The sequence below is a fragment of the Nocardia sp. NBC_01377 genome (assembly GCF_045040005.1).
Taxonomy (GTDB): domain Bacteria; phylum Actinomycetota; class Actinomycetes; order Mycobacteriales; family Mycobacteriaceae; genus Nocardia; species Nocardia noduli.
Genome location: NZ_CP109566.1, coordinates 2,759,109 through 2,777,618 on the forward strand (window position 1 = coordinate 2,759,109; position 18,510 = coordinate 2,777,618).

Annotated in this window: 20 protein-coding genes; 10 read left to right on the forward strand and 10 right to left on the reverse strand. The window is 64.3% G+C overall.

Going from position 1 to position 18,510, the window contains the following annotated elements; all coding sequences use genetic code 11:
- The first annotated feature begins 56 nt into the window (after nucleotides 1-56).
- On the forward strand, nucleotides 57-1,577 hold the full coding sequence (locus OG225_RS12705; RefSeq protein WP_405183256.1) for an NAD-dependent succinate-semialdehyde dehydrogenase: 1,521 nt from the start codon (nucleotides 57-59) through the stop codon (nucleotides 1,575-1,577).
- Nucleotides 1,578-1,700: 123 nt separating this feature from the next.
- The gene (locus OG225_RS12710) at nucleotides 1,701-2,687 is read left to right on the forward strand and encodes a LysR family transcriptional regulator (protein WP_405181848.1); all 987 of its coding nucleotides are present in this window, start codon (nucleotides 1,701-1,703) and stop codon (nucleotides 2,685-2,687) included.
- Between the two features lie 70 nt (nucleotides 2,688-2,757).
- On the opposite strand, the gene OG225_RS12715 is transcribed toward OG225_RS12710, so the two are convergent.
- The 5 genes from OG225_RS12715 to OG225_RS12735 all read right to left on the reverse strand — a co-directional run bounded on the left by OG225_RS12715 (nucleotide 2,758) and on the right by OG225_RS12735 (nucleotide 7,693).
- On the reverse strand, nucleotides 2,758-3,270 hold the full coding sequence (locus OG225_RS12715) for an alpha/beta hydrolase fold domain-containing protein (protein ID WP_405183257.1): 513 nt from the start codon (nucleotides 3,268-3,270) through the stop codon (nucleotides 2,758-2,760).
- 823 nt (nucleotides 3,271-4,093) lie between these two features.
- Nucleotides 4,094-5,212 (reverse strand): TIGR03857 family LLM class F420-dependent oxidoreductase, encoded by a 1,119-nt coding sequence (locus tag OG225_RS12720; protein ID WP_405181849.1) that lies wholly within the window; start codon nucleotides 5,210-5,212, stop codon nucleotides 4,094-4,096.
- Between the two features lie 264 nt (nucleotides 5,213-5,476).
- A complete protein-coding gene (locus OG225_RS12725; RefSeq protein ID WP_405181850.1) occupies nucleotides 5,477-6,346 on the reverse strand; it encodes a TIGR03619 family F420-dependent LLM class oxidoreductase in 870 nt (289 codons plus the stop codon).
- A gap of 7 nt (nucleotides 6,347-6,353) precedes the next feature.
- On the reverse strand, nucleotides 6,354-7,139 hold the full coding sequence (locus OG225_RS12730; protein ID WP_405181851.1) for an SDR family NAD(P)-dependent oxidoreductase: 786 nt from the start codon (nucleotides 7,137-7,139) through the stop codon (nucleotides 6,354-6,356).
- A complete protein-coding gene (locus OG225_RS12735; protein WP_405181852.1) occupies nucleotides 7,136-7,693 on the reverse strand; it encodes a nuclear transport factor 2 family protein in 558 nt (185 codons plus the stop codon). The genes OG225_RS12730 and OG225_RS12735 overlap by 4 nt, the downstream gene beginning before the upstream one ends.
- A gap of 570 nt (nucleotides 7,694-8,263) precedes the next feature.
- Between OG225_RS12735 and OG225_RS12740 the strand changes: the two genes are divergently transcribed.
- The gene (locus tag OG225_RS12740) at nucleotides 8,264-8,749 is read left to right on the forward strand and encodes a hypothetical protein (RefSeq protein WP_405183258.1); all 486 of its coding nucleotides are present in this window, start codon (nucleotides 8,264-8,266) and stop codon (nucleotides 8,747-8,749) included.
- On the opposite strand, the gene OG225_RS12745 is transcribed toward OG225_RS12740, so the two are convergent.
- Complete coding sequence (locus tag OG225_RS12745) at nucleotides 8,706-9,068, reverse strand: Lrp/AsnC ligand binding domain-containing protein (RefSeq protein WP_405181853.1); 363 nt, start codon at nucleotides 9,066-9,068, stop codon at nucleotides 8,706-8,708. The genes OG225_RS12740 and OG225_RS12745 overlap by 44 nt on opposite strands.
- A 111-nt stretch (nucleotides 9,069-9,179) precedes the next feature.
- On the opposite strand from OG225_RS12745, the gene OG225_RS12750 reads away from it, so the two are divergent.
- The 7 genes from OG225_RS12750 (at nucleotide 9,180) to OG225_RS12780 (ending at nucleotide 14,639) form a co-directional block, all read left to right on the forward strand.
- Nucleotides 9,180-9,578, forward strand: coding sequence for an MFS transporter (locus OG225_RS12750; protein WP_405181854.1), 399 nt, complete (start codon nucleotides 9,180-9,182; stop codon nucleotides 9,576-9,578).
- On the forward strand, nucleotides 9,487-9,687 hold the full coding sequence (locus tag OG225_RS12755) for a hypothetical protein (protein ID WP_405183538.1): 201 nt from the start codon (nucleotides 9,487-9,489) through the stop codon (nucleotides 9,685-9,687). Before OG225_RS12750 ends, OG225_RS12755 begins: the two co-directional genes overlap by 92 nt.
- Complete coding sequence (locus OG225_RS12760) at nucleotides 9,684-10,667, forward strand: MFS transporter (protein WP_405181855.1); 984 nt, start codon at nucleotides 9,684-9,686, stop codon at nucleotides 10,665-10,667. Before OG225_RS12755 ends, OG225_RS12760 begins: the two co-directional genes overlap by 4 nt.
- A 438-nt stretch (nucleotides 10,668-11,105) precedes the next feature.
- Entirely contained in the window at nucleotides 11,106-11,906 is an 801-nt protein-coding gene (locus OG225_RS12765; RefSeq protein WP_405183259.1) for an enoyl-CoA hydratase, read from the forward strand.
- Nucleotides 11,907-12,069: 163 nt separating this feature from the next.
- Entirely contained in the window at nucleotides 12,070-12,963 is an 894-nt protein-coding gene (locus OG225_RS12770; RefSeq protein ID WP_405181856.1) for an LLM class flavin-dependent oxidoreductase, read from the forward strand.
- Nucleotides 12,964-13,067: 104 nt separating this feature from the next.
- Nucleotides 13,068-13,220, forward strand: coding sequence for a hypothetical protein (locus OG225_RS12775; RefSeq protein WP_405181857.1), 153 nt, complete (start codon nucleotides 13,068-13,070; stop codon nucleotides 13,218-13,220).
- A gap of 687 nt (nucleotides 13,221-13,907) precedes the next feature.
- The gene (locus tag OG225_RS12780; protein WP_405181858.1) at nucleotides 13,908-14,639 is read left to right on the forward strand and encodes an SDR family NAD(P)-dependent oxidoreductase; all 732 of its coding nucleotides are present in this window, start codon (nucleotides 13,908-13,910) and stop codon (nucleotides 14,637-14,639) included.
- Between the two features lie 247 nt (nucleotides 14,640-14,886).
- Here OG225_RS12780 and OG225_RS12785 read toward each other — a convergent pair whose 3' ends face one another.
- From OG225_RS12785 to OG225_RS12800, 4 genes are all read right to left on the reverse strand, one after another.
- Complete coding sequence (locus OG225_RS12785) at nucleotides 14,887-15,705, reverse strand: phytanoyl-CoA dioxygenase family protein (RefSeq protein ID WP_405181859.1); 819 nt, start codon at nucleotides 15,703-15,705, stop codon at nucleotides 14,887-14,889.
- A 27-nt stretch (nucleotides 15,706-15,732) separates the two neighbouring features.
- Nucleotides 15,733-16,170 carry a nuclear transport factor 2 family protein gene (locus OG225_RS12790; RefSeq protein ID WP_405181860.1) on the reverse strand — a complete coding sequence of 146 codons (438 nt, stop codon included), beginning with the start codon at nucleotides 16,168-16,170 and terminating at the stop codon, nucleotides 15,733-15,735.
- 139 nt (nucleotides 16,171-16,309) lie between these two features.
- Nucleotides 16,310-16,570, reverse strand: a complete 261-nt coding sequence (locus OG225_RS12795; protein ID WP_405181861.1) for a hypothetical protein — start codon at nucleotides 16,568-16,570, stop codon at nucleotides 16,310-16,312.
- Nucleotides 16,571-16,777: 207 nt separating this feature from the next.
- On the reverse strand, nucleotides 16,778-18,505 hold the full coding sequence (locus OG225_RS12800; protein WP_405181862.1) for a thiamine pyrophosphate-binding protein: 1,728 nt from the start codon (nucleotides 18,503-18,505) through the stop codon (nucleotides 16,778-16,780).
- Nucleotides 18,506-18,510 lie beyond the last annotated feature (5 nt).

An 18,510-nucleotide genomic window follows, 5' to 3' on the forward strand; every position in this document is an offset into this window, starting at 1 on the left:
TGACCTTTGGCTTTGCCTCGGGTGTCCGCATCGAGATCGCCGCCATGGAGGCAGGTATGACGCTACCGTTGTTCGATGACCCACGGGCGACCCGAGAGTCGCTGTATATCAACGGAAAGTGGGGACCGGCACCCGCTGGCGAGACTTTCGATGTCGCCAATCCTGCTACGGGAGGGATAATCTCGGAGGTGGCGGCGGGGCAGGCGGTGGATGTCGCCACGGCTATCGGAGCAGCCGAATCGGCATTCGACGACTGGTCCGGCCAGACCGCGTACGAGCGCTCGAAGGTTCTCGTGAACGCGCACCGAATCATGCTGGAGCGCGCCGAGGAATTGGCGGTCCTGATGACCATGGAGCAGGGTAAACCGCTGAGGGCGGCACGTACGGAGGTCGCATACGGTGCCGACTTCCTGATCTGGTTCGCCGAAGAGGCCAAACGCGTCTACGGTTCGACCATTCCTTCGGCTCGCCCGGATCAGCGGTTCGTCGTTCTGCGGCAGCCTGTCGGTGTGGTCGCTGCGATCACACCGTGGAACTATCCGGTTTCGATGATTACTCGTAAAGTGGCGCCGGCGCTCGCGGCGGGGGCGTCGGTGGTCTTGAAGCCTGCCAGCCAAACCCCGCTGACCGCGATCGTGATGTTCCAGATCTTCGAGGATGCCGGTGTGCCTGCGGGGGTCGTCAATCTGATAACCACTCGAAACCCGCGTATGTTCAGCGAAGCGGTTCTTGCCAGCAAGGCCGTTCGCAAGATCACCTTCACCGGCTCGACCGAGGTCGGCAAGCTACTGGCCCGCGAGGCCGCGTCGACCATCAAGCGAGTTTCCCTGGAACTCGGCGGACACGCGCCGTTCATCGTGTTCCCCGACGCCGACCCGGTGCACGCGGCCAAGGGCGCGACATTGGTGAAGTTCCTCAATACCGGCCAGGCGTGCATCAGCCCCAACCGGATCTATGTCCATCGTTCGATCGCCGACCGTTTCTTGGAGACGCTGGTCGCGCGGACCGACAAACTGCGTCCGGGTAACGGTCTCGATGCCGCGAGCGGCGTCGGGCCCTTGATCGACGAGTCCTCGGTCGAGCGTATGCAACGACAGGTGGACAACGCGCGCGAGCACGGCGCGCAAGTTCTCACGGGTGGTGGCCGTCTGACCGGTGCAGGTTTCGACGGCGGCTACTTCTTCGCTCCGACGGTGCTCTCCGGTATTACGCCCGAGATGGATATCTACCGTGAGGAAACCTTCGGACCGATCGCCGGTGTGACCGTTTTCGACGATGAGAACGAAGTCATCCGCATGGCCAACGACACCGATTACGGTCTGGCCTCGTATGTCTACACCCGAGACCTTTCCCGCGCGATGCGCGTGAGCGAGAAATTGCGCTTCGGAATGGTCGGTATCAACGACATCAATCCGACCTCGGCCGCGGCTCCGTTCGGCGGCGTCAAAGAGAGTGGCCTCGGGCGTGAGGGCGCCGCAGCGGGCATCGACGAGTATTTGGACACCAAACTGATAGGAATCAGTATCGACACCACCGGACCGGACGAGAAAGCGGTACCGGGGCCGACGAATTCATGAGATTCTCCTGCCACAACCCAGCGCTCTCGAGACGGTCCACCACTGTCATACCCCCGGAGTCGCCTTGACCTCGGAAACTACCGCAATCCGGGATGTAGGCGCTGGAGGACGCCCCATTGTCTTGTGCTGCGGGCCGATGTCAGTGGCGCGATCTACTCGGTATTCGCCGACGAATACACTGAGGTGGAGTTCGGCAAGGTCCATCGAATCCCGGGAGGTCGTACGGTGAACTCCAGGGACTTGCGTTACTTTCTCGCCGCAGCGGAAGAACTGCACTTCACTCGCGCGGCGGAGAGTCTCTTCATTACACAGCCGGCTCTGAGCAAGCAAATCGCGAGCCTGGAACGTGAGTTGGATGCTCGGTTATTCGTTCGCCGACGTGATGGTGTCACGCTGACTGCGGCGGGTGAAGCGTTGGTCGAATACGCCCGTCAAATCATCGAACTCGACCAGGAAGCTCGTCACGCGGTTCGGCGAGCGACGACCTCTACCCGCACAGTCACGTTGGGATTCTACCTCGCCCCCGGGCAGGACTTTCTCGGGAAGATCATCGAATCATTCTCTGCGCGGCATCCTGAGATCCATGTGGAGTTGCGCCGCGCCGATTGGTCGAAGAAAGGTGCCGGAGTAGAGGGCGGTGAATCCGACGTCGGTTTGATCTGGCTACCGCAGGACAAGCGGTTGCGGCGATTGCGATTCCACCGGCTCGGGCTCGAAACCATGGTGATCGCATTGCCCGCCGGCCACCGTCTCGCGTCACGGAGAACTCTGAATTCAGACGACTTGGCCGAAGAGACTGTGTTCATGGTGCCGACCGCGGGCACGGTGTTCAATCTGCCGGTAAGGGATCGTGGGCGTGATCGGTTGCGCGTGGTCACGACGATCGATGAGACACTCGTCGGCATCGCGAGTGGCTTGGGCATCATCGCTTTCACCGATTCGGTAGCTCGCTGGTATACCCATCCGGGGGTCGTTTTCGTCCCACTCGAAGGTATCGAGCCTGCCGACTATTGTGTGGTCTGGCGCGAGGAGGACGAGTCGCGTTCGGAGATCCGGGATCTGGTCCGGGCGATCGTGAACGCGTGGAATTCGTTCGTCGCGGCAACCTGACGCTGTATCGATGGAATCCCGCCGCTGGACTCTATCCTGGTGCACCTCGGCATGCTCACCCGGTGATGTCCTATCGGACGGCAGCCGGTACGGTCGCACCGAAGTGGCGGGTGAGGGCGCCGAGGAAGTCGCGGCCATGGATGATGCTCAGTCGAGATCCGGGCACCATGTTGTGGCCGTGGGGGCAGCCGGGGTGCGCGTGCAGTTCGGTCGGAATCCCCTTCTCCAGCAGTCGTGTCGCGTAGGTGATGTCCTCACCGACGAAGAGGTCGAGGGTGCCCACACAGATGAACGCAAGCGGTAGGCCGGCAACGTCTTCGACCCGGGCCGGGGCTGCGTACGGCGAGACGTCGTCAACTCCCGGCGCATGCCCGAGATACGACGTCCAGCCGTAGACGTTGTCGGAGGTGGTCCAGACGAATTCGCCGGTGTGCGCGTACGGTGTGGCCGGGCCCGCGGCGCGGTCGTCGAGCATCGGATAGATCAGCAGTTGGAACGACACGGGGACGACGCCTTTGTCGCGAGCGAGGATCGCGACCGCGGCGGCCAGTCCGCCACCCGCGCTGGCCCGTCCGACCGGGATCGAGGGTGATCGAGCCCATGCTGTCGTGGTCCGGGGTCCGCGGTGTCAGGACCGCGGTTCGTGCGCGTCGATGACCGGGTAGCCACGTGATCTGGTGGTCGATGTGAGCGATGCGTGCCGGAGGGCCCGCCGGTTTGGGCACGACGGCGGCGTCATGGACCCACGGGGTACCGTCCTCACGTTCGAAGGTCAGGAAGTGGAAGCACTCCGACTCGAAATGGATCGGTGACCAGAGGAACAGGGTGCTCGAAGGTCTCATGGATGCGGCGTCTTTGGCGCCGGGGGACAGGCGAGCACCCAAGGAGCGGTCCTTCGTCGCGTACACGCCGTCACCGAGAGCGGTTGTCCTGCCGTCGATCTCGATGAAACCGGTCCATATTCCCCATTGGGTCGCACGGGTCAGGTCCATCAGCTGCCGATTATCGGAGAACGATGTCTGATGTGTTTCTTCGAAGGCATCCGTGGTCGCGGTGTATGTCAGCTCGGCACGAATCCCGTGGTCGGGAGAGTCGACGACGACGCGGTTCACTTTCATCGGTTCGACGATCTCGATGCGGAGCGGGCCGCCGCTGACGTCGACGGGATCCGAGTTCATTCGACCGCTGCAGTGCAGCGAAGTCTGCCGTCCTGGAGGACAGAGAACGCGCCGTCGGTGATCTGCTTGTTCGGGTGGTGGCACAACGCGATTCCGAACATGAGATCGTCGCTAAAGCCGTTGAACCAGAATCGGTCGTAGTGGTTCGGATTCCCTGCTCCGGTCTGGCCGAGAGGCTGGGAAGGCTGGTGTACCGGGTAGTCGTCGAACGGATCAACACGATGATCCTTAAGGCACCGCTGCGACGGATGGTTCCGATTCCCGTGGCGCGCCCGGGTTGTTGAGAAGGTTTCGATGCAATGACGGTCTGCGTATTTCGCGGTATGCGTCGATGATCGGTGCGAGTTCGTCGGGGTTGCTCCCGTGCATGATCACCCCGTCGACGCCGAGATCGAACTGCCGGTCGACCAGTGCGGCACAGTGACCGGCGGAACCGACGGCGGCCGCTTCCAACCACTCGGGGGGAAAGATCTCCGCGATATGGCGAAGTTGGTCGGGCGTTGCGAGCGTATCGATGGCTCCGCGAATCGATGTGACGACCTCGTCGGCGCGGAAACGCTGCAGTACCGAGGGATCCCATTGATTGGTCGAGACCATGAGATCGCCGTATCCCTGCAGGTAGCTGGATAGCCGACCGACGGTCTTCTGCAGGACGACGTCCTCCGGCAGACCGGAATCGATGGTCGCGTAACACGACCAGATTCTGACCTCGGAAGGATCGCGACCGATACGTTCGCATTCCTCGCGGACTGTCCGGACGCATCGTCGGGTGGTCTCGTCGCTGAAGAACGTGTGCAAAACCACCGCGTCGAACGACCGCGCGGCCAGGCGCAGTGAACGTGGACCGAATGCCGTCATCAACAGGGGGAGAGAGTATTCCGGCCGAGGTCGGACCTGCAGATAGGGCCAGGATCCCGCGGGGCCGTCGTGTCCGACGAGTGGGTCGCCGCTCATCAGTGCCGTGACTATTCCGGCGAAATCCTCGAGTTCCGCGGTGGTCGCGACTCCCAACCCCATGGCTCCCAAGGAGCCGGCGACGCCGCGCCCGATTCCGAGCGTGTAACGACCCCGGGTCAGTGCTTGCATGGTGCTCGCGTGCGCCGTGGTGACCAGTGGGTGGCGGAGATTGAAGTTGGTCACCCCGGTGGCGATACCCAGTTGGGAGGACACCGCCCCGATCGCGCCCGCTATGGTGGCGGCCTCCTTGACACCGAGACGTTCGGAGATGAAGGCGCTACCGATGCCCAAGTGCTCGGCCCTGGCCGCCTCATCGATGAGAACACGGGGATCGGCGGTGCCGCCGGCCAGGGCGTAGTAGCCGATCTCGGGAAGGGGGTGCTTCGTCACTGATGTCGTCCTCTGTTCCTGGCATCCCGATGAAGAGGCCTGCCGCTGGGGGCTCGCCCCGCCCCGGGCGTACGAACGTGCCTATATCGACGTTACGCACCGTTCATTCGACAGTAACATCACGTCATAGTTTTGAATAGCTATTCATTCCTGTCGAGTGGGTGATGCCGAGCCGATTGTCGCTTGTCAGAGCTTCGAAAGCCCCTCCGGATGAACCGGCCTCGTTCATCGAAGGAGGCCGGTTCGATCGGTCGTTGTCCATGGTTACGTCGAACCCAGTGCGGCGTGGACGGTGGCGAGAGCCTCGAGATAGTCGAGGTACTGCTCGAGGGTCTCGTGTGGTTGTCCGACGGACACGATGGTGGCCCCCGCCGCTGCGGTGGCGGCGAGAGTGTCTTGGGTGCGACCGGGTTCGTTGATCGGATCGAGGGGTTCGACAGGAGGAAGCACCACCTCGAAGTCCGCCGGGAGTTCGACCCTGTCCAACCACTGCTTTGCCTGCTCCGGTTCGACGGCGAAAGGGGTCCAGCCGTCGGCCAACTCCACGGCCCGTCGCAACGAGCGGAGTGTGCGCCCGCCCGTCCAGATCGGGACTCGGTCCTGCACGGCACATGGATCGACCACGAGGTCCTCGAAGTCGTAGAACTCGCCGTGGTAGGCCGGTTTCGGTTGGGACAGCGATGCGCGCAGGGCGCGCATCGCGTCGTCACCACGCGGTCCGCGGTCGGCGAAGGGCGCGCCGATCAGGTCGAATTCCTCTTTGAGTGTGCCGACGCCGACGCCGAGGATCAGTCGTCCGTCGCTGACCACATCCAATGTGCCGTAGCGCTTGGCGATTTCGAGCGGGTGGTGGTAGCCGAGCACCAGAACGTGTGTCGCGAAACGGATCTGCCTTGTCCGTGCTGCGAGGTAGCCGAACGTCGCGAGTGGATCCCAGTAGCGCGCGCCGCGCCGGTCCAGGGCCTCGGCGGGGAGCGCGATGTGCTCACTGCAGGTGAGGTGGTGGTAGCCGAGACGGTCGGCGGTCTCGGCTACCTGTGCGACATCCTCGAGGGTTCCGGTGACCTCCCAGGGGCCGTAGGCGCCCTTGGTCAACGACAGTACCGGGGTGACGATTGAGAGTTTCACTGTCATCGTTTCGTCATCCTTGCATGTACCCGCCGGCGTCGACGGGGATCGACTGGCCCGTGATCGTCCGGCTTTCGTCGCTGGCCAGGAACAGTGCGAGGTTGGCGACGTCCTGGGTGGAGGAGATATCGCGCAGCGGCACCGATCGCAGCAGGTTGGCGCGATGGGTTTCGACATCGACCCCCTGTTCGTCGGCGATTCTCTTCACCCAGTTCTGCCACAGTTCGGTGTCGATGCTGCCCGGGACGATGCAGTTGCAGCGAATGCCGTGCTGTCCCGCCTCCAGCGCGACGGTCTTGGTGAACGCGCGCAGCGACGCTTTCGCCGTGACGTAGTGCGTTTTGCGTTCCATGCCGTTGTAGGCGGCGGTGGAGGAGAAGTTGAGGATCACGCCCGAGCGACGTGCCAGCATGGACTGTTTGATGACCTCGCGCGTGCACAGCATCGCCGCGGTGACGTCGACCGCGATGGTGGCGTTCCAGTTCTCGAGCGTCTGCTCCCAGATCCACAGGTCGGTTCCCGGTGTGGCGGCGTTGTTGCAGAGGATGTCCACGTGCCCGAACTCGTCGATCGCGCGTGCGACCATCGCCGCGACATCGGATTCGCTCGTGACGTCGACGCGCATGGCGATGGCACCGTCACCCGCTTCCTTCGCGGCCTGCTGGACGAGTTCCTCCCGGCGCGCGGCGAGCAGCACCCGCGCGCCTTCGCGGACGAAGTTCTCGGCCATGACCGGCCCCAGGCCGGTGCTGGCGCCGGTGATGATCGCGACTTTGCCTGCCAGTCTCCCGGTGCTCACTGTGTGACGTCCTCGAACAGTTCGGTCAGCGAGTCCCGGAACAAGCGGAGTCCGCCCCCGGTCGCGTCGAGAAGTCGATTGGTGCGCCTGCGTACCCGCCATCCGTTATCGGTTCGGGCGACTTCCCAGCGGACCGCGCTGACCCGCCACAGGAAGGAGCGGTCCTCCTCGCGTCGCATGATGAGCGAGTAGTTGAGTACGGTCGCCTCATCGCCCTGGAGGTCGATGAGCAGTGGTCCGGCGAAATGCGCGACGCCCGCGGCGATCAGGCTCTGGTGCAGGTCGGCCTGCAGCATGGTGTCGACCTCGGCGCTGCCCTGGTACGGCTGCCCGTCGGCATCCCAGTCGTAGAGGCCGTCCTCGAGCCACAGCCCACCCGCGAAAGAGGTCAGACCCGCGTCCGCGGCGGGACCGTAGGTCATGATCAGCCGATTGATCGCGGCCTCGTCCTCGAGGCGACGCACCCGCGCGAGAAGCTCATCGAGTGTGGTGCTGTACTCGGAGTCGGCTTCATCACCTCTGCGTGATTCGGAGAGTTCGCTGTTCGCGGTCATATTTCGCTTCCTTCTGGGCCCATGTTCGTGATGGTCGCTGCCGGGCGCCGTCCGTGCGCAGTTCGCGCCGATCGGCCTTCGGTGGCCCGCGCCAGGTCGACGGCGGCATCGCGAGCAAGCGGCATGATGTAGCCACCCAACGGATTTCATGGTCCGCTGCTTCGCGCGGCCCGGCTGGGCCTGACCCCGGAACCGCAACCACGAACCTATCCGAACTGCAATTCAAATGTCCACATTGGTGTTCATTCTATCGGGTCGGCGGTGTTGGTCCACCGAGAGTCCCCCTCTTTAGTTATGGCAATTCGGCATGACAAAGAGCATTGGAACAAGAGGAACCGCATGGAGTACCGTCCGAGCGCCTCGGCTGTCGGCCACCTCGTCACCTGGGACCCGGCCCCTGGCGCTCTGCCGCCCCCCCGGGAGTCCCTACGGTTTCGTCAAGGAGCTGGGAACTCCGGAACCTGAGCTGCGTGGGATGAGGTTGGTTCAGAGGGATTGGGGGTAGTAGCCGCGGTCGTGTGGAGCTGCGTGTTCGCGGCGGTGCACTTGTTCTGGGCTTCGGGTGGGGCTGTGGGGCTGGCGTCGTCAGCGGGCTCGGATCTGGCGGCTCGTCGTCCGCCGATGTTCGTTGCCGCTGGTTTGTGGGGGGTGGCTGTCGCGCTTCTGGCCGGTGCCGTTTTCGTCGGTGTGGCAGCGGCCGTGAGTATGCCGCGTCGGCGACGCCGGGTCATGGCGTGGATGATCGGGCTTGCCGGGCTGGCGTTGCTGGCCCGCGGTGTCCTGGTCGAGATCGCGCTGGCCGCGGATGCGGGCGGTGGCTGTCGCGAGGTCGGGCCGCACCCGAACTCGGTGGAGTCTGGTGCTGTGGAATCCGTGGTTCATGCTCGGCGGTGTGCTGTTCATCGGCGCGGGTCTGGGTATTGCGAAGCGTTGTTCACGGCCGACCGGTCGTGCCGGGGCTCAGGCTGCGGCCGCCCGGCGCGTGGCTCGAGTAGTTCGGGGCACCGATTCTTCAGGCGCTGGGTGGTAACGCGCGCCTGTCGGCAGGGCTGCTGAATACGAGGTTTGTCGTGACGTGTCCGAAGGTGACCAGTTTTTCGGCCAGTGACTCGAGGTCGGGCATGGATCGCGCCACGACCTCGAGCAGAAAGCAGTCCTCGCCGGTGAGGTGGTGTGCTTCGAGGATCTGCGGGGTGTTGTCCAGAAATTCGTGAAAGAGTTTTCCCGTGCCGATGGTGAGACGAACGCGGATGAACGCGGTGAGGGACCAAAAGTGCCTGAGTTGCCGTTGATTGCCGGTTCGCATCATCGGTTCGTGAGACGACGATTGGTTCATGACGAACGATGCCGCGCGTCGCGGTGATGTCGCGATCATCGCGATCTTCCTGTCGGCCTTGATGTTCGGGCTGGAGATATCCAGCGTCCCCGTGATTCTCCCGCTCGTCGGCGACCTTCTTGGCGGTAGTCCACCGACCTGCAGTGGATCATGAACGCCTACACGATCGCCAGCGTCGTCGTCTTGGTGGCGGCCGGTGTGCTCGCCGACCGCCACGGTCGTCGGCGCGTGTTCATCGCAGCCGTAGCCGGTTTCGGTATCACGTCGCTGTTGTGCGGTCTCGCCACGGGCGTGGGGATGCTGATCGTCGGCAGGTTCGGTCAGGGCGCGGCGGGCGGGTCGATGATGATCTGTGGTCTGGCCATTCTGTCTCGGCGGTTTCGAGGCAGCCGTGAACGTGCTCGGGCGTTCGGGCTGTGGGGTCGGGCTGGGGTTCGGGCCGATCATCGGCGGGGGAGTGGTCGCCGTCGTAGGGTGGCGCCGGGTATTTCTCGTGCACGTACTCATCGCCGCGGTCACGCTGGTGTTGATCATTGTCGGGGTGCGTGAATCCCATGACCCCGCACCGGGCAAGCTCGACCTACCCGGGATGACGACGCTCGGCGTTGCGCTGCTCGCGCTCGTTTTCTCCATCACCCAGGCGCCCTCGGTAGGTTGACCAGTCCGCTCGGACTCGCGGCGCTCGGCGTTGCCGTAGCGGCATTCACCGCCTTCATCCTGATCGAGCTGCGGACCGGTGAGCCGATGTTCCCGCTGCCGCTGTTTCGCATCCGATCCTTCAGTGGCGCACTGCTGGGAGCGGTAGGGATGAACTTCAGTTTCTGGCCCCTCATCATCTACCTGCCGATCTACCTGGAACGCGGTCTCGGCTACGTCGCCGCCGTTGCCTCGACCGTGCTGCTGGGTTACACCTTGCCCACCTTTGTCCTGCCGCCGATCGCGGAGCGGCTCGCACTGCGTTTCGGTGCGCCCACCATGATTCCGATCGGATTGGGGATCATCAGCCTGGGGCTGCTGCTGCTCTACCTCGGCTGCTCGGTGAGTGACCCGAACTGGGTGAGTATCCTTCCCGGTTCGCTCGTCGCGGGGGCCGGACTGGGGCTGACCAACACACCCGTCACGAACACGACCACCGCGTCGGTACCCGAGTCGCGTTCGGGTGCGGCCTCGGGTATCGACATGACCGCGTGCCTGACTTTTCTGGCGATCAATACCGCTGTCATGGGATCGCTACTGGCGACCGGCGTCGCTCGCAGCTTGCGCGAAGCCCTGCCTCGGGTGCCCGAGAACCAACTCGCCTACCTCGCGACACGGGTTGTCGACGGTGACGACCCCGCCTCGCTCGTGAACGCCGCGCCCGGTCCGGCATTCGGCGAACCCGCCGAAGACATGGTGAACGTCGCCGTCACCCATGGCTTCGGTCTGGCCACGCTCTACGGCGCGGTGTTCGTGACCGCGAGCAGGATCGTCTTCGGGCACCGGTTCGAGCTCGTGAGTTGTCGTCCCAGCGGGTCGGTTGTCAGCTGCCCAAGTGCGCGAGATGTTCGGCGACCGCTGTCATACCGCCGAGGTTGGGGTGGTAGGAGCTTGCGATCGAGCGGATGTCGCCGGTGGCGAAGCAGTCTTGGAAGCCGTTGATCCACGGGACGGCCGCGCAGGTGGTGTGCTTTGGCTGCGTCGGCCGGGGTGAGGATGACCGGTGGCTCGAATTATTGGCCGTTCATCTGTTCAATCGACAGTAAATCTGCTTGAATTATAGTTCATAATTTCGTAACAGCAGGGACATGGGTGGCTCGTCATGGCTGACGGCATCGACCGCCGGGAGTCGGATGAGCATGCGGTGTGCCACCGGCGGGAAGAGCGTGGGTCGTCGAGGGCGCGGTGACGGCGCCGAGTTCGTCGCACGTACGGTCGGCCGCACCACGCGCGGCGCGGTCGTCCCACGACTTCGGGATATGCGGCAGGGCCCACCGGCACGCCCGCGGTGATCCTCGATGCGATCCGGGGCCTGAACACCCTCCGCACCTGGTGCGCCCCGCAGACGTCGATACGCGTCTCACAACAGATTGGAGAATGATGTCCGACGAACTTGTCACCTACGAGGTGTCCGACGGGATCGCGACTATCAGCCTCGACCGTCCCGAGGTCGCCAATGCGCAGAACTTCGAACTTCTGGACCGGCTCGATGCGCTGTGGACCGCTGCCGCCGACGACCCGGACGTGCGGGTTATCGTATTGCGAGCCAACGGAAAACACTTCTCATCCGGCCATGAGATGAAATCCGCCGAAGGTCGGTCGGCGAAGTGGACGGTAGCCACGCTCTACGAGAGGGAGGCCCGGGCATTCGTCGGCTATTCCCTGAAATGGCGCAACATTCCGAAACCGTCGATCGCGGCGGTGCAGGGTGTCTGTATCGCGGGTGGTCTCCTGTTGGCATGGCCCTGTGATCTGATCGTGGCTGCGGACAACGCCAAGTTCTCGGACCCGGTCGCGACATTGGGTATCGGTGGCGTCGAATACCACGGCCACACCTGGGAACTCGGCGCGCGGCTTGCCAAGGAGATCCTGTTCACCGGTCGTGCGATCACCGCGGCGGAAGCGTTGCATGTCGGAATGGTCAATCGAGTCGTTCCGCTCGCGGATCTGGACTCGGCTACCCGGGAGCTCGCGAGCCAGATCGCGGACAAGCATCCGTTCGCGTTGCGGATGGCCAAACGAGCTGTCAATCAGACCCTCGACGTCCAGGGATTCACCACCGCGGTGCAGTCCGTGTTCGATATCCACTCGCTCGGGCACGGCAATGCCCTCACCGAATGTGGGTATCCGGTGGTGGTCGATCTGGAGGCGATGAAGAAATCGATTGCGGCACAGCGCTGATAGCGAGTTCGGCCGGGACTACTCCGGTGGGTCTGCCGGATACGCGCTGCTGACGACTCGTGATCGATGGGCGGTGTGTCGCTCGAGCGGCGCCGCAACTGACACTTGCTGCCCCGTCACGAATCGCCGGAGGAGCATCGGACCGAAAGGAGCCGGGATTCATATGCGAATCGCCATTCATTCCGCGACGACGAATGTCGGATCGGTGGAAGCTGTGGTCGCGGAGGTGCGTCGAGCCGCCGACGCTGGGATCGATGGGTACTGGGCGCCGATGCTCGGCGGCCAGGACACCTTGACCGCGCTGGCCATCGCCGGTCAAGCGGTCGGAGGGATCGAGTTGGGCACCGCTGTCGTGCCGATGCCGTTGCGCTCGCCGTTTGCCCTGGCCCAACAGATACGCACCGTTCAGGAGGCGGTGGGCGGTCGTTTCGTGCTCGGACTCGGGACTTCGCACGAGAGCATCACTCGTGACCTGTTCGGGGAGATTTGGCGGCCCCCGCTGAAGACCGCGCGAACATATCTGGAGCAATTGCGGGCAATTCTGTCCGGCGCCGAGGCACGTCGTTCGGCGGGGTCGGTGACCCAACCGACCGAGATTTTGCTAGGCGCGGTGAATCCGGCCATGATCGGACTCGCGACGGAACTGGCGGACGGCCTTGTGACCTGGTCGGTGGCGGAGGCCACAATCGGTGGCTTGGTGCGAGGCGCGATTCGGGCCGCGGGCAGGGAGGGCGCCTTCCGGGTCGTCGCCGCGCTGCCGGTGACGGTGACCGACGATCCCGACGGCGCCAGGGAAGTCATCCAGGCGCGCTTGGGCGGCAACGACAAGCATCCGTCCTACAGTCGGGTGCTCGATCGTGAAGGTGTTCGCGGTGTGGCCGAGCTGTCGGTGGTCGGTTCCGCCGCCAGGGTGCGCGACCGGCTTGCCGGATTCGCCGAGCTCGGGGTGACCGATTTCGCCGCGCACATCGTCGGGGCCGATGAGACCGATCGTCGGCAGACCTGGGAATTGCTCGCCGAGCTGTCGGACGAATACCGATTCGACAAGTCACAGTGAGTATCTCGCGCAGCGCTCGAATCGACCAGGGTGCAGTGCTCCAGCTGGATTACGACGGGTACCTATAATCGAACTAGGCGGCGGCGCCCAGCGCGCCCGAGAAGTTGCTCGAGGCATCGGGGCACGCGATCTCCGGGGTGGGCGAGCGCCTCGGCCATTGGTGGCTGTCACGGCCGGATCTCACCAAGCAGGACGTCGTCGACTGCTACGTGGAGATCGTGCTCCAGGGTCTTGGACGCTGGGTCGAATCCGTCTGAACTCAGCGATCGGAGCCGACGTACGCGACGAGGCCGCAGATAAGGACCGGAGAGTGCCCCTGCTCGTACGACGAAAACTTCGCTGCCATTGCCCGCCACCGGCGGGCGGAACGCTACTCGGACACGGGGCGACCCGCACGGGATTCGGCGGGAGGTTCACCGCCCCCCGGTGCGGATGGCGGCGATCAAGGTTGCCCGCTTGCCGATCAGCGCTGCGAGGATACGTTTCCGGATCGCGCGAGCAGGTGTTTCGCGGGTGCGTGGCATATGTCTATGGTCCTTCGGTTACGGCGAGCAGGGGATCCGAGAACGCCTCTGTGCTGGACGTGATTCGAACTACAGGGGGTCGTGATGCGAGCGATACGCGTGTCGGGTGCCCGCGATGTCGATGGGCCGGAGCCGTACGTGCCACTTGTGCGGTGGCACCGGGGCTGTCGGTTCCTACCATCGGCTGCTCACGCTCCTCCGTCGAATCTCAGCTGCGTACGGTACGAAGTATCGTACTGCATACGGTATCGGTCCAGGCTGGTGTGAAGTGGACAACGCGGCGCTCCGCGTCCGTGTCGTGAAGTAGTCCGAGGTGGGTGTATCCCAATGCCAGGAGGTAATGGTTTTGATCAGTTCAGTTCAGAAGCAACAGGTTGAGGTTCGTGAACATCCGGCTACCGGTGTGACGGGCGGAGCACGATGACGGCCCGACGGGTGGCTCTTGTCTCGGGCGCGGCAGGAGGGCAGGGTTGGGCGATCGTCGAGCGGCTGAGGGCCGACGGATTCGCGGTGGCGGCGTGCGACCTACGGGTCGATGTGCTCGAGGCGGCCGTCGCGGAGTCCGGGGACGCCGATATCGCCCCGTTCTCGTTGGACGTGACTTCGGAATCGCAGTGGGCAGAGACGGTAGCTGCCGTGGTCGACCGATTCGGTGGTCTCGACGTGTTGGTCAACAACGCCGGTGTACTGCACCGTTGTCCTCTCGGGACCGAGACCACCGAAGATTTCGAACGCCTGTGGCGTATCAACTGCCTCGGCGCCTTCCAGGGCATGCGTACGGCATTGCCGCATCTGAGGGCTGCTTCCGACCCGGTCATCGTCAACACTTGCAGTACGGGTGCGCTTCGACCTTTTCCGAACCACGCGGCCTACGGCGCGTCCAAGTGGGCATTGCGCGGCTTGACGCAGGTCGCAGCCGCCGAACTCGCGCCTGATCGAATCCGGGTGAACGCGATATTCCCCGGCCCGGTGGCGACCCCGATGCTCACCGAGCAGGTGCAGCAGCGCCTCGCGGCGTCGTCGCCGTGGCAACGGCTGGCGCAGCCGTCGGAGATCGCCGATGCGGTGGCATTCCTGGTATCCGCGCAGGCATCTTTCATGACAGGTGCCGAGATCACCGTCGACGGTGGCCAAGCGCTGCAGATCGGCTGACGTGGGAGCGCGGGCGCTCGATCTACCGCGATCGCGCCCCGACTCGTTGTCGGCGCGGAGGCGGTAGCTCGCCGCGACCGAACGAACCCGAATGTGGACGGCGCATCGGTGTCACCGGTGCGTGGTCCATATCCGGGCCGTATTCCGAGAAGATTTTCGCGGCCGGTCGCGTATCCGGCCGATTACCGGCGCGGTGTGGCCGAGTTCCCACGGTGGCTGTTCATACCCGCTGACACAGCGGATCGCATCATTCGGTTGCGGGGGTCTTCTCGAGACGATCCTGTCCGTTGATCCGACCGAGGACCTGGGGGCGGAAGCCGAGCAACGTTTGCAATGTCTCCGAGCCGAATTGGCGAATGGACGGACTCGCCGACAGGAACCAGTTCTCCTGGGGCATATAGATCGGCAGCGTGTACCAGGTGAAGATGCCCGCGCGGCGAACGCCGTCGGTATTGACGCCGTTGGTGTGCCATAGCCTGCCGTCCATGGCGATCATCGACCCGGCCGGGGCTTCGACGGGTGCCAACTCGCCTATCTCGTCGTCCCGCCGCTGGTTGCGATTCTTCAGATGGCTGCTCGGCACGTAGACGGTGGCGCCGTTGGTGCGGGTGAAATCATCGACGCACCAGGCGATGTTGATGCCGTGCGGCCGTGTCCACGGTCCCGGGATGTAGCCCTGGTCGGCGTGCAGTTGCATGCTGGCACCCTGTGCCGCCGTGATATTGGCCGACATGCTCGACAGCAGTGCGGGCCAGCCCAATGACGCCTCGACGAACCGCAGCGCGAGCGGGTGTTCGGCCAGATCGCAGAAGACCGGATCGCGACTGGGCAGGTTCCAGATTCGCTGGTTGATATGGTCGTCTCGGCCGTAGGCGTATTCGAGTCGGCGGCCTCGGCGATCGTCGCTCTCGGCGGCGCGGTACAGAGCGGTCCGGACCTCGTCGAGGAAGTCCGCTTCCAGGGCGTCGAGCACGACGCACACGCCGTATTCGGCGAGATCTCGGTCCGCGGCATCGAGATCTCGGGTCGCAACCGGGCCGTGGGAATCGATATGACTGGTGGACATCGGTCTACCTCCGGGGCGGTCGAGCCATCACTGTTCGGTTGCTCGGGAAGTTTCGATCGGCTTCAGGCCGGGGGTGGTCGCGTCGTCCTCCGTCGGGGTGAAATGCCCCGCACGGTCGATATATTCGTCGAGGCGGGCGACTCGGCCGTCCCGCACTCGTACGACGATGCAGACGGGCCAGGCCAATTGCGCCCCGGTTCGTGTGTGGATGGTCATCAGGTGTTGCTGGACGAAACCCTCTGTGGTGGCTGAGCGACGTACGTCGGTGACCCGGCGCGTGGAGGACCCGGCGATCAGTTGATCCCAGTCCTCGCGGATGCTGCGGGTGTCGTGCGCGACCCGATCGAACGCGTGCCACACCGTGGCGTCCTCGGTGAGGCATGCGATCGCCGCGTCCACGTCGCCCTTCTCCAGAGCCGTGAAGAGTTCGTCGATAACTGTGCCGTCCGTGTGTTCTTCGGGCATCGTCGCCTCCGATTATATATAGTTTCCATTACAGTATGGCGTGCCATAAAATTCTCGTGCCCAAAACATCCGAGGCCGCGGAGCTGTCGGAGTGCGGGCGACTCTCTATTTCGAGAGATGTACTACCGCCGCATCGGAATCATCTCGCGCGCGGACTCCAGTTGGCTGGGCGGCCGGGTATTCCGGCGGAGGGGGTGTCGGTAGGTGGACGCGCCGACAGCTTCTCCAGTTTCTGCTGCCATCCACAAGGCAGTCCGCAACTGGCCAGTAGTTCGGATTCGGTAGTGCCCGAATCGAATTCGCGCACAGTGCGAGTCGCGGTAGCCGGATAGCCGCATCGCGGGCATTTGGCGAAGAAGTCGACGACGTCTTCGACGCGGGTACGAGTAGGTGTTCTCATGGAATTGCTCCTCGACGGCGACCGCCCGTGAACCGCAACAGGGAGTCGTAGGTGCGCGATCGCAAGGCCGGTGACTCCCGGACCGCTCGTGGTCGATGTCCCGGAACTCCGGTTCATCGGCCGTCGATCGAATGCCACCCGCGGCGGTTCTGTGCGGCGGGTAGCGAATCCGCGGGCGACGAAGTAGACCGGCGTCGTCTTCCTATCTCAACGAATCGGAATGTTCTCGTAGTAGGGGATCGGAATCTCGTTGGTGTCCTCGCTGTATCCGACCATCCTCACGATGGCCGGATGGATGACATCGCCGTCGATCATGATGTTGATACAGGTCGGCACTCCGCTCTCCTGGGCCTCACGAATCGCCGGGCCGATCTGCTCGGGTCGTGTCACCTCGACGCCTCGGCAACCCAGCCCCTGAGCCGCGACGTGGTATGCGGTGCGCTCCAGGTCCACGACCGCGGTGTTGCCCTTGCCGAAGACCAATTCCTGTCCGTGCCGGGAGATTCCCCACGACGCGTTGTTGAAGATGATCGTGGTGATCGGCAGGCGATGACGCGCCATGGTGTCGAACTCCGCCAAGTTGAAACCTGCCGCGCCGTCACCTGTGATGACGGCGACGGGTTTGCCGGGGCGAGCGATGGCCATGCCGATGGCGTAGCCCGGCCCGATTCCGAGAGTGCCGAGATATCCGTTGCCCGCGAACAGGCCGGGGCCCGGCGAATGGCCCAGGGGGACGAACCAGGCGGGGGTCTCACCGCCGTCGTAGGCGATCGCCGTGTCCGGTGAAAGCGCCTCCACCACCGCGGCGGCGGCGGCATGCGGGTGAATGAAACCGCCTTCGGTGATCGCGGGTACGTCGTGGAACATGCCACCCATTCCGGCACGGAGTTTGCGCAGCAGTTCCACCCAGCTCGTCGGCGCTTTGACCGGCCACGAGGTGAGCCCGCGGCTGAGCGCGGCGATCGCTTCGCCGGTATCGGCGACAACGGCGATCTCCGGAGTCTTCAACCGTCCCAATTCGACTCCGTCGACATCGATCTGGATGAGGATGGAATCGTGGGGAATCATCGAACCGCTGCGCCCGCCCAGTGACATTCCGGCGCGTGAACCGATCTGGACGACGACGTCCGGCGGCTGTTTCGCTCCGGCCGCCGCCGCGGCGAGGGTGCCGACATGGCCGAGGTTGTAGGGGTGGTCGGCGGGAAGGACGCCGTTGGCCTTCGCGGTGTAGATGACCGGGATACCGGTCTGTTCAGCGAACGATTTCAGTTCGTCGGAGGCGCGCGGGGAGAACAGTGCGCCGCCGCCGACCACGATCACGGGACGTTGTGCGGTGGAGAGGATCTCCAGGATACGGTCGACGGCTTCAGGCGTCGGTGCGGGTCTGGTGGTCGCCACGGGCTTGGTCGGGAGCGCGATCTCCTCCTCCCACGGCGCGAACATCACGTCGATGGGTACTTCCAGGTAAACCGGTCCCGGACGACCGCTCAGAGCGGTGCGGACGGCCTTGTCCACGAGATCGGGGATCCGTTCCACGTGGGTGACCCGGTGGGCCCACTTCGTCGTGGTCTGTGCCATCGCGACCTGATCGAGGCCACCCTGCAACGCGTTGGTCTCCACCTCGCGCAGCGGCGTGGAGCTGGCGATGAACAAGGTCGGGATGGCGTCGAGATGGGCGTCGGCCATCGCGGTGAGGGCGTTGGTGAACCCCGGGCCCGCGGTGATAGCGCATACGCCCAGCTGACCGGTCGCCCGAGCGTAGGCGGCCGCGGCATGGCCGGCGGTGGCTTCGTGCCGGGTGTCGGTCAGACGGATCGACACGTCTTTGCACGCGATCAGGAACGAGTCCAGGTGGCCTCCGTGCAGGACGAACGCCTCGGAGACTCCCAGCGCGTGCAATGACCTGGCGAGAATGACGCCGCCGTTGGTCTTCATACTTT

Coding starts and splice junctions, on each gene's coding strand:
- OG225_RS12705 (WP_405183256.1), top strand. CDS start 57: ATGACGCTACCGTTGTTCGATGACCCACGGGCGACCCGAGAGTCGCTG.
- OG225_RS12725 (WP_405181850.1), bottom strand. CDS start 6,346: ATGACAGTGAAACTCTCAATCGTCACCCCGGTACTGTCGTTGACCAAG.
- OG225_RS12735 (WP_405181852.1), bottom strand. CDS start 7,693: ATGACCGCGAACAGCGAACTCTCCGAATCACGCAGAGGTGATGAAGCC.
- OG225_RS12745 (WP_405181853.1), bottom strand. CDS start 9,068: ATGATCGCGACATCACCGCGACGCGCGGCATCGTTCGTCATGAACCAA.
- OG225_RS12750 (WP_405181854.1), top strand. CDS start 9,180: ATGAACGCCTACACGATCGCCAGCGTCGTCGTCTTGGTGGCGGCCGGT.
- OG225_RS12765 (WP_405183259.1), top strand. CDS start 11,106: ATGTCCGACGAACTTGTCACCTACGAGGTGTCCGACGGGATCGCGACT.
- OG225_RS12770 (WP_405181856.1), top strand. CDS start 12,070: ATGCGAATCGCCATTCATTCCGCGACGACGAATGTCGGATCGGTGGAA.
- OG225_RS12780 (WP_405181858.1), top strand. CDS start 13,908: ATGACGGCCCGACGGGTGGCTCTTGTCTCGGGCGCGGCAGGAGGGCAG.
- OG225_RS12785 (WP_405181859.1), bottom strand. CDS start 15,705: ATGTCCACCAGTCATATCGATTCCCACGGCCCGGTTGCGACCCGAGAT.
- OG225_RS12790 (WP_405181860.1), bottom strand. CDS start 16,170: ATGCCCGAAGAACACACGGACGGCACAGTTATCGACGAACTCTTCACG.
- OG225_RS12795 (WP_405181861.1), bottom strand. CDS start 16,570: ATGAGAACACCTACTCGTACCCGCGTCGAAGACGTCGTCGACTTCTTC.
- OG225_RS12800 (WP_405181862.1), bottom strand. CDS start 18,505: ATGAAGACCAACGGCGGCGTCATTCTCGCCAGGTCATTGCACGCGCTG.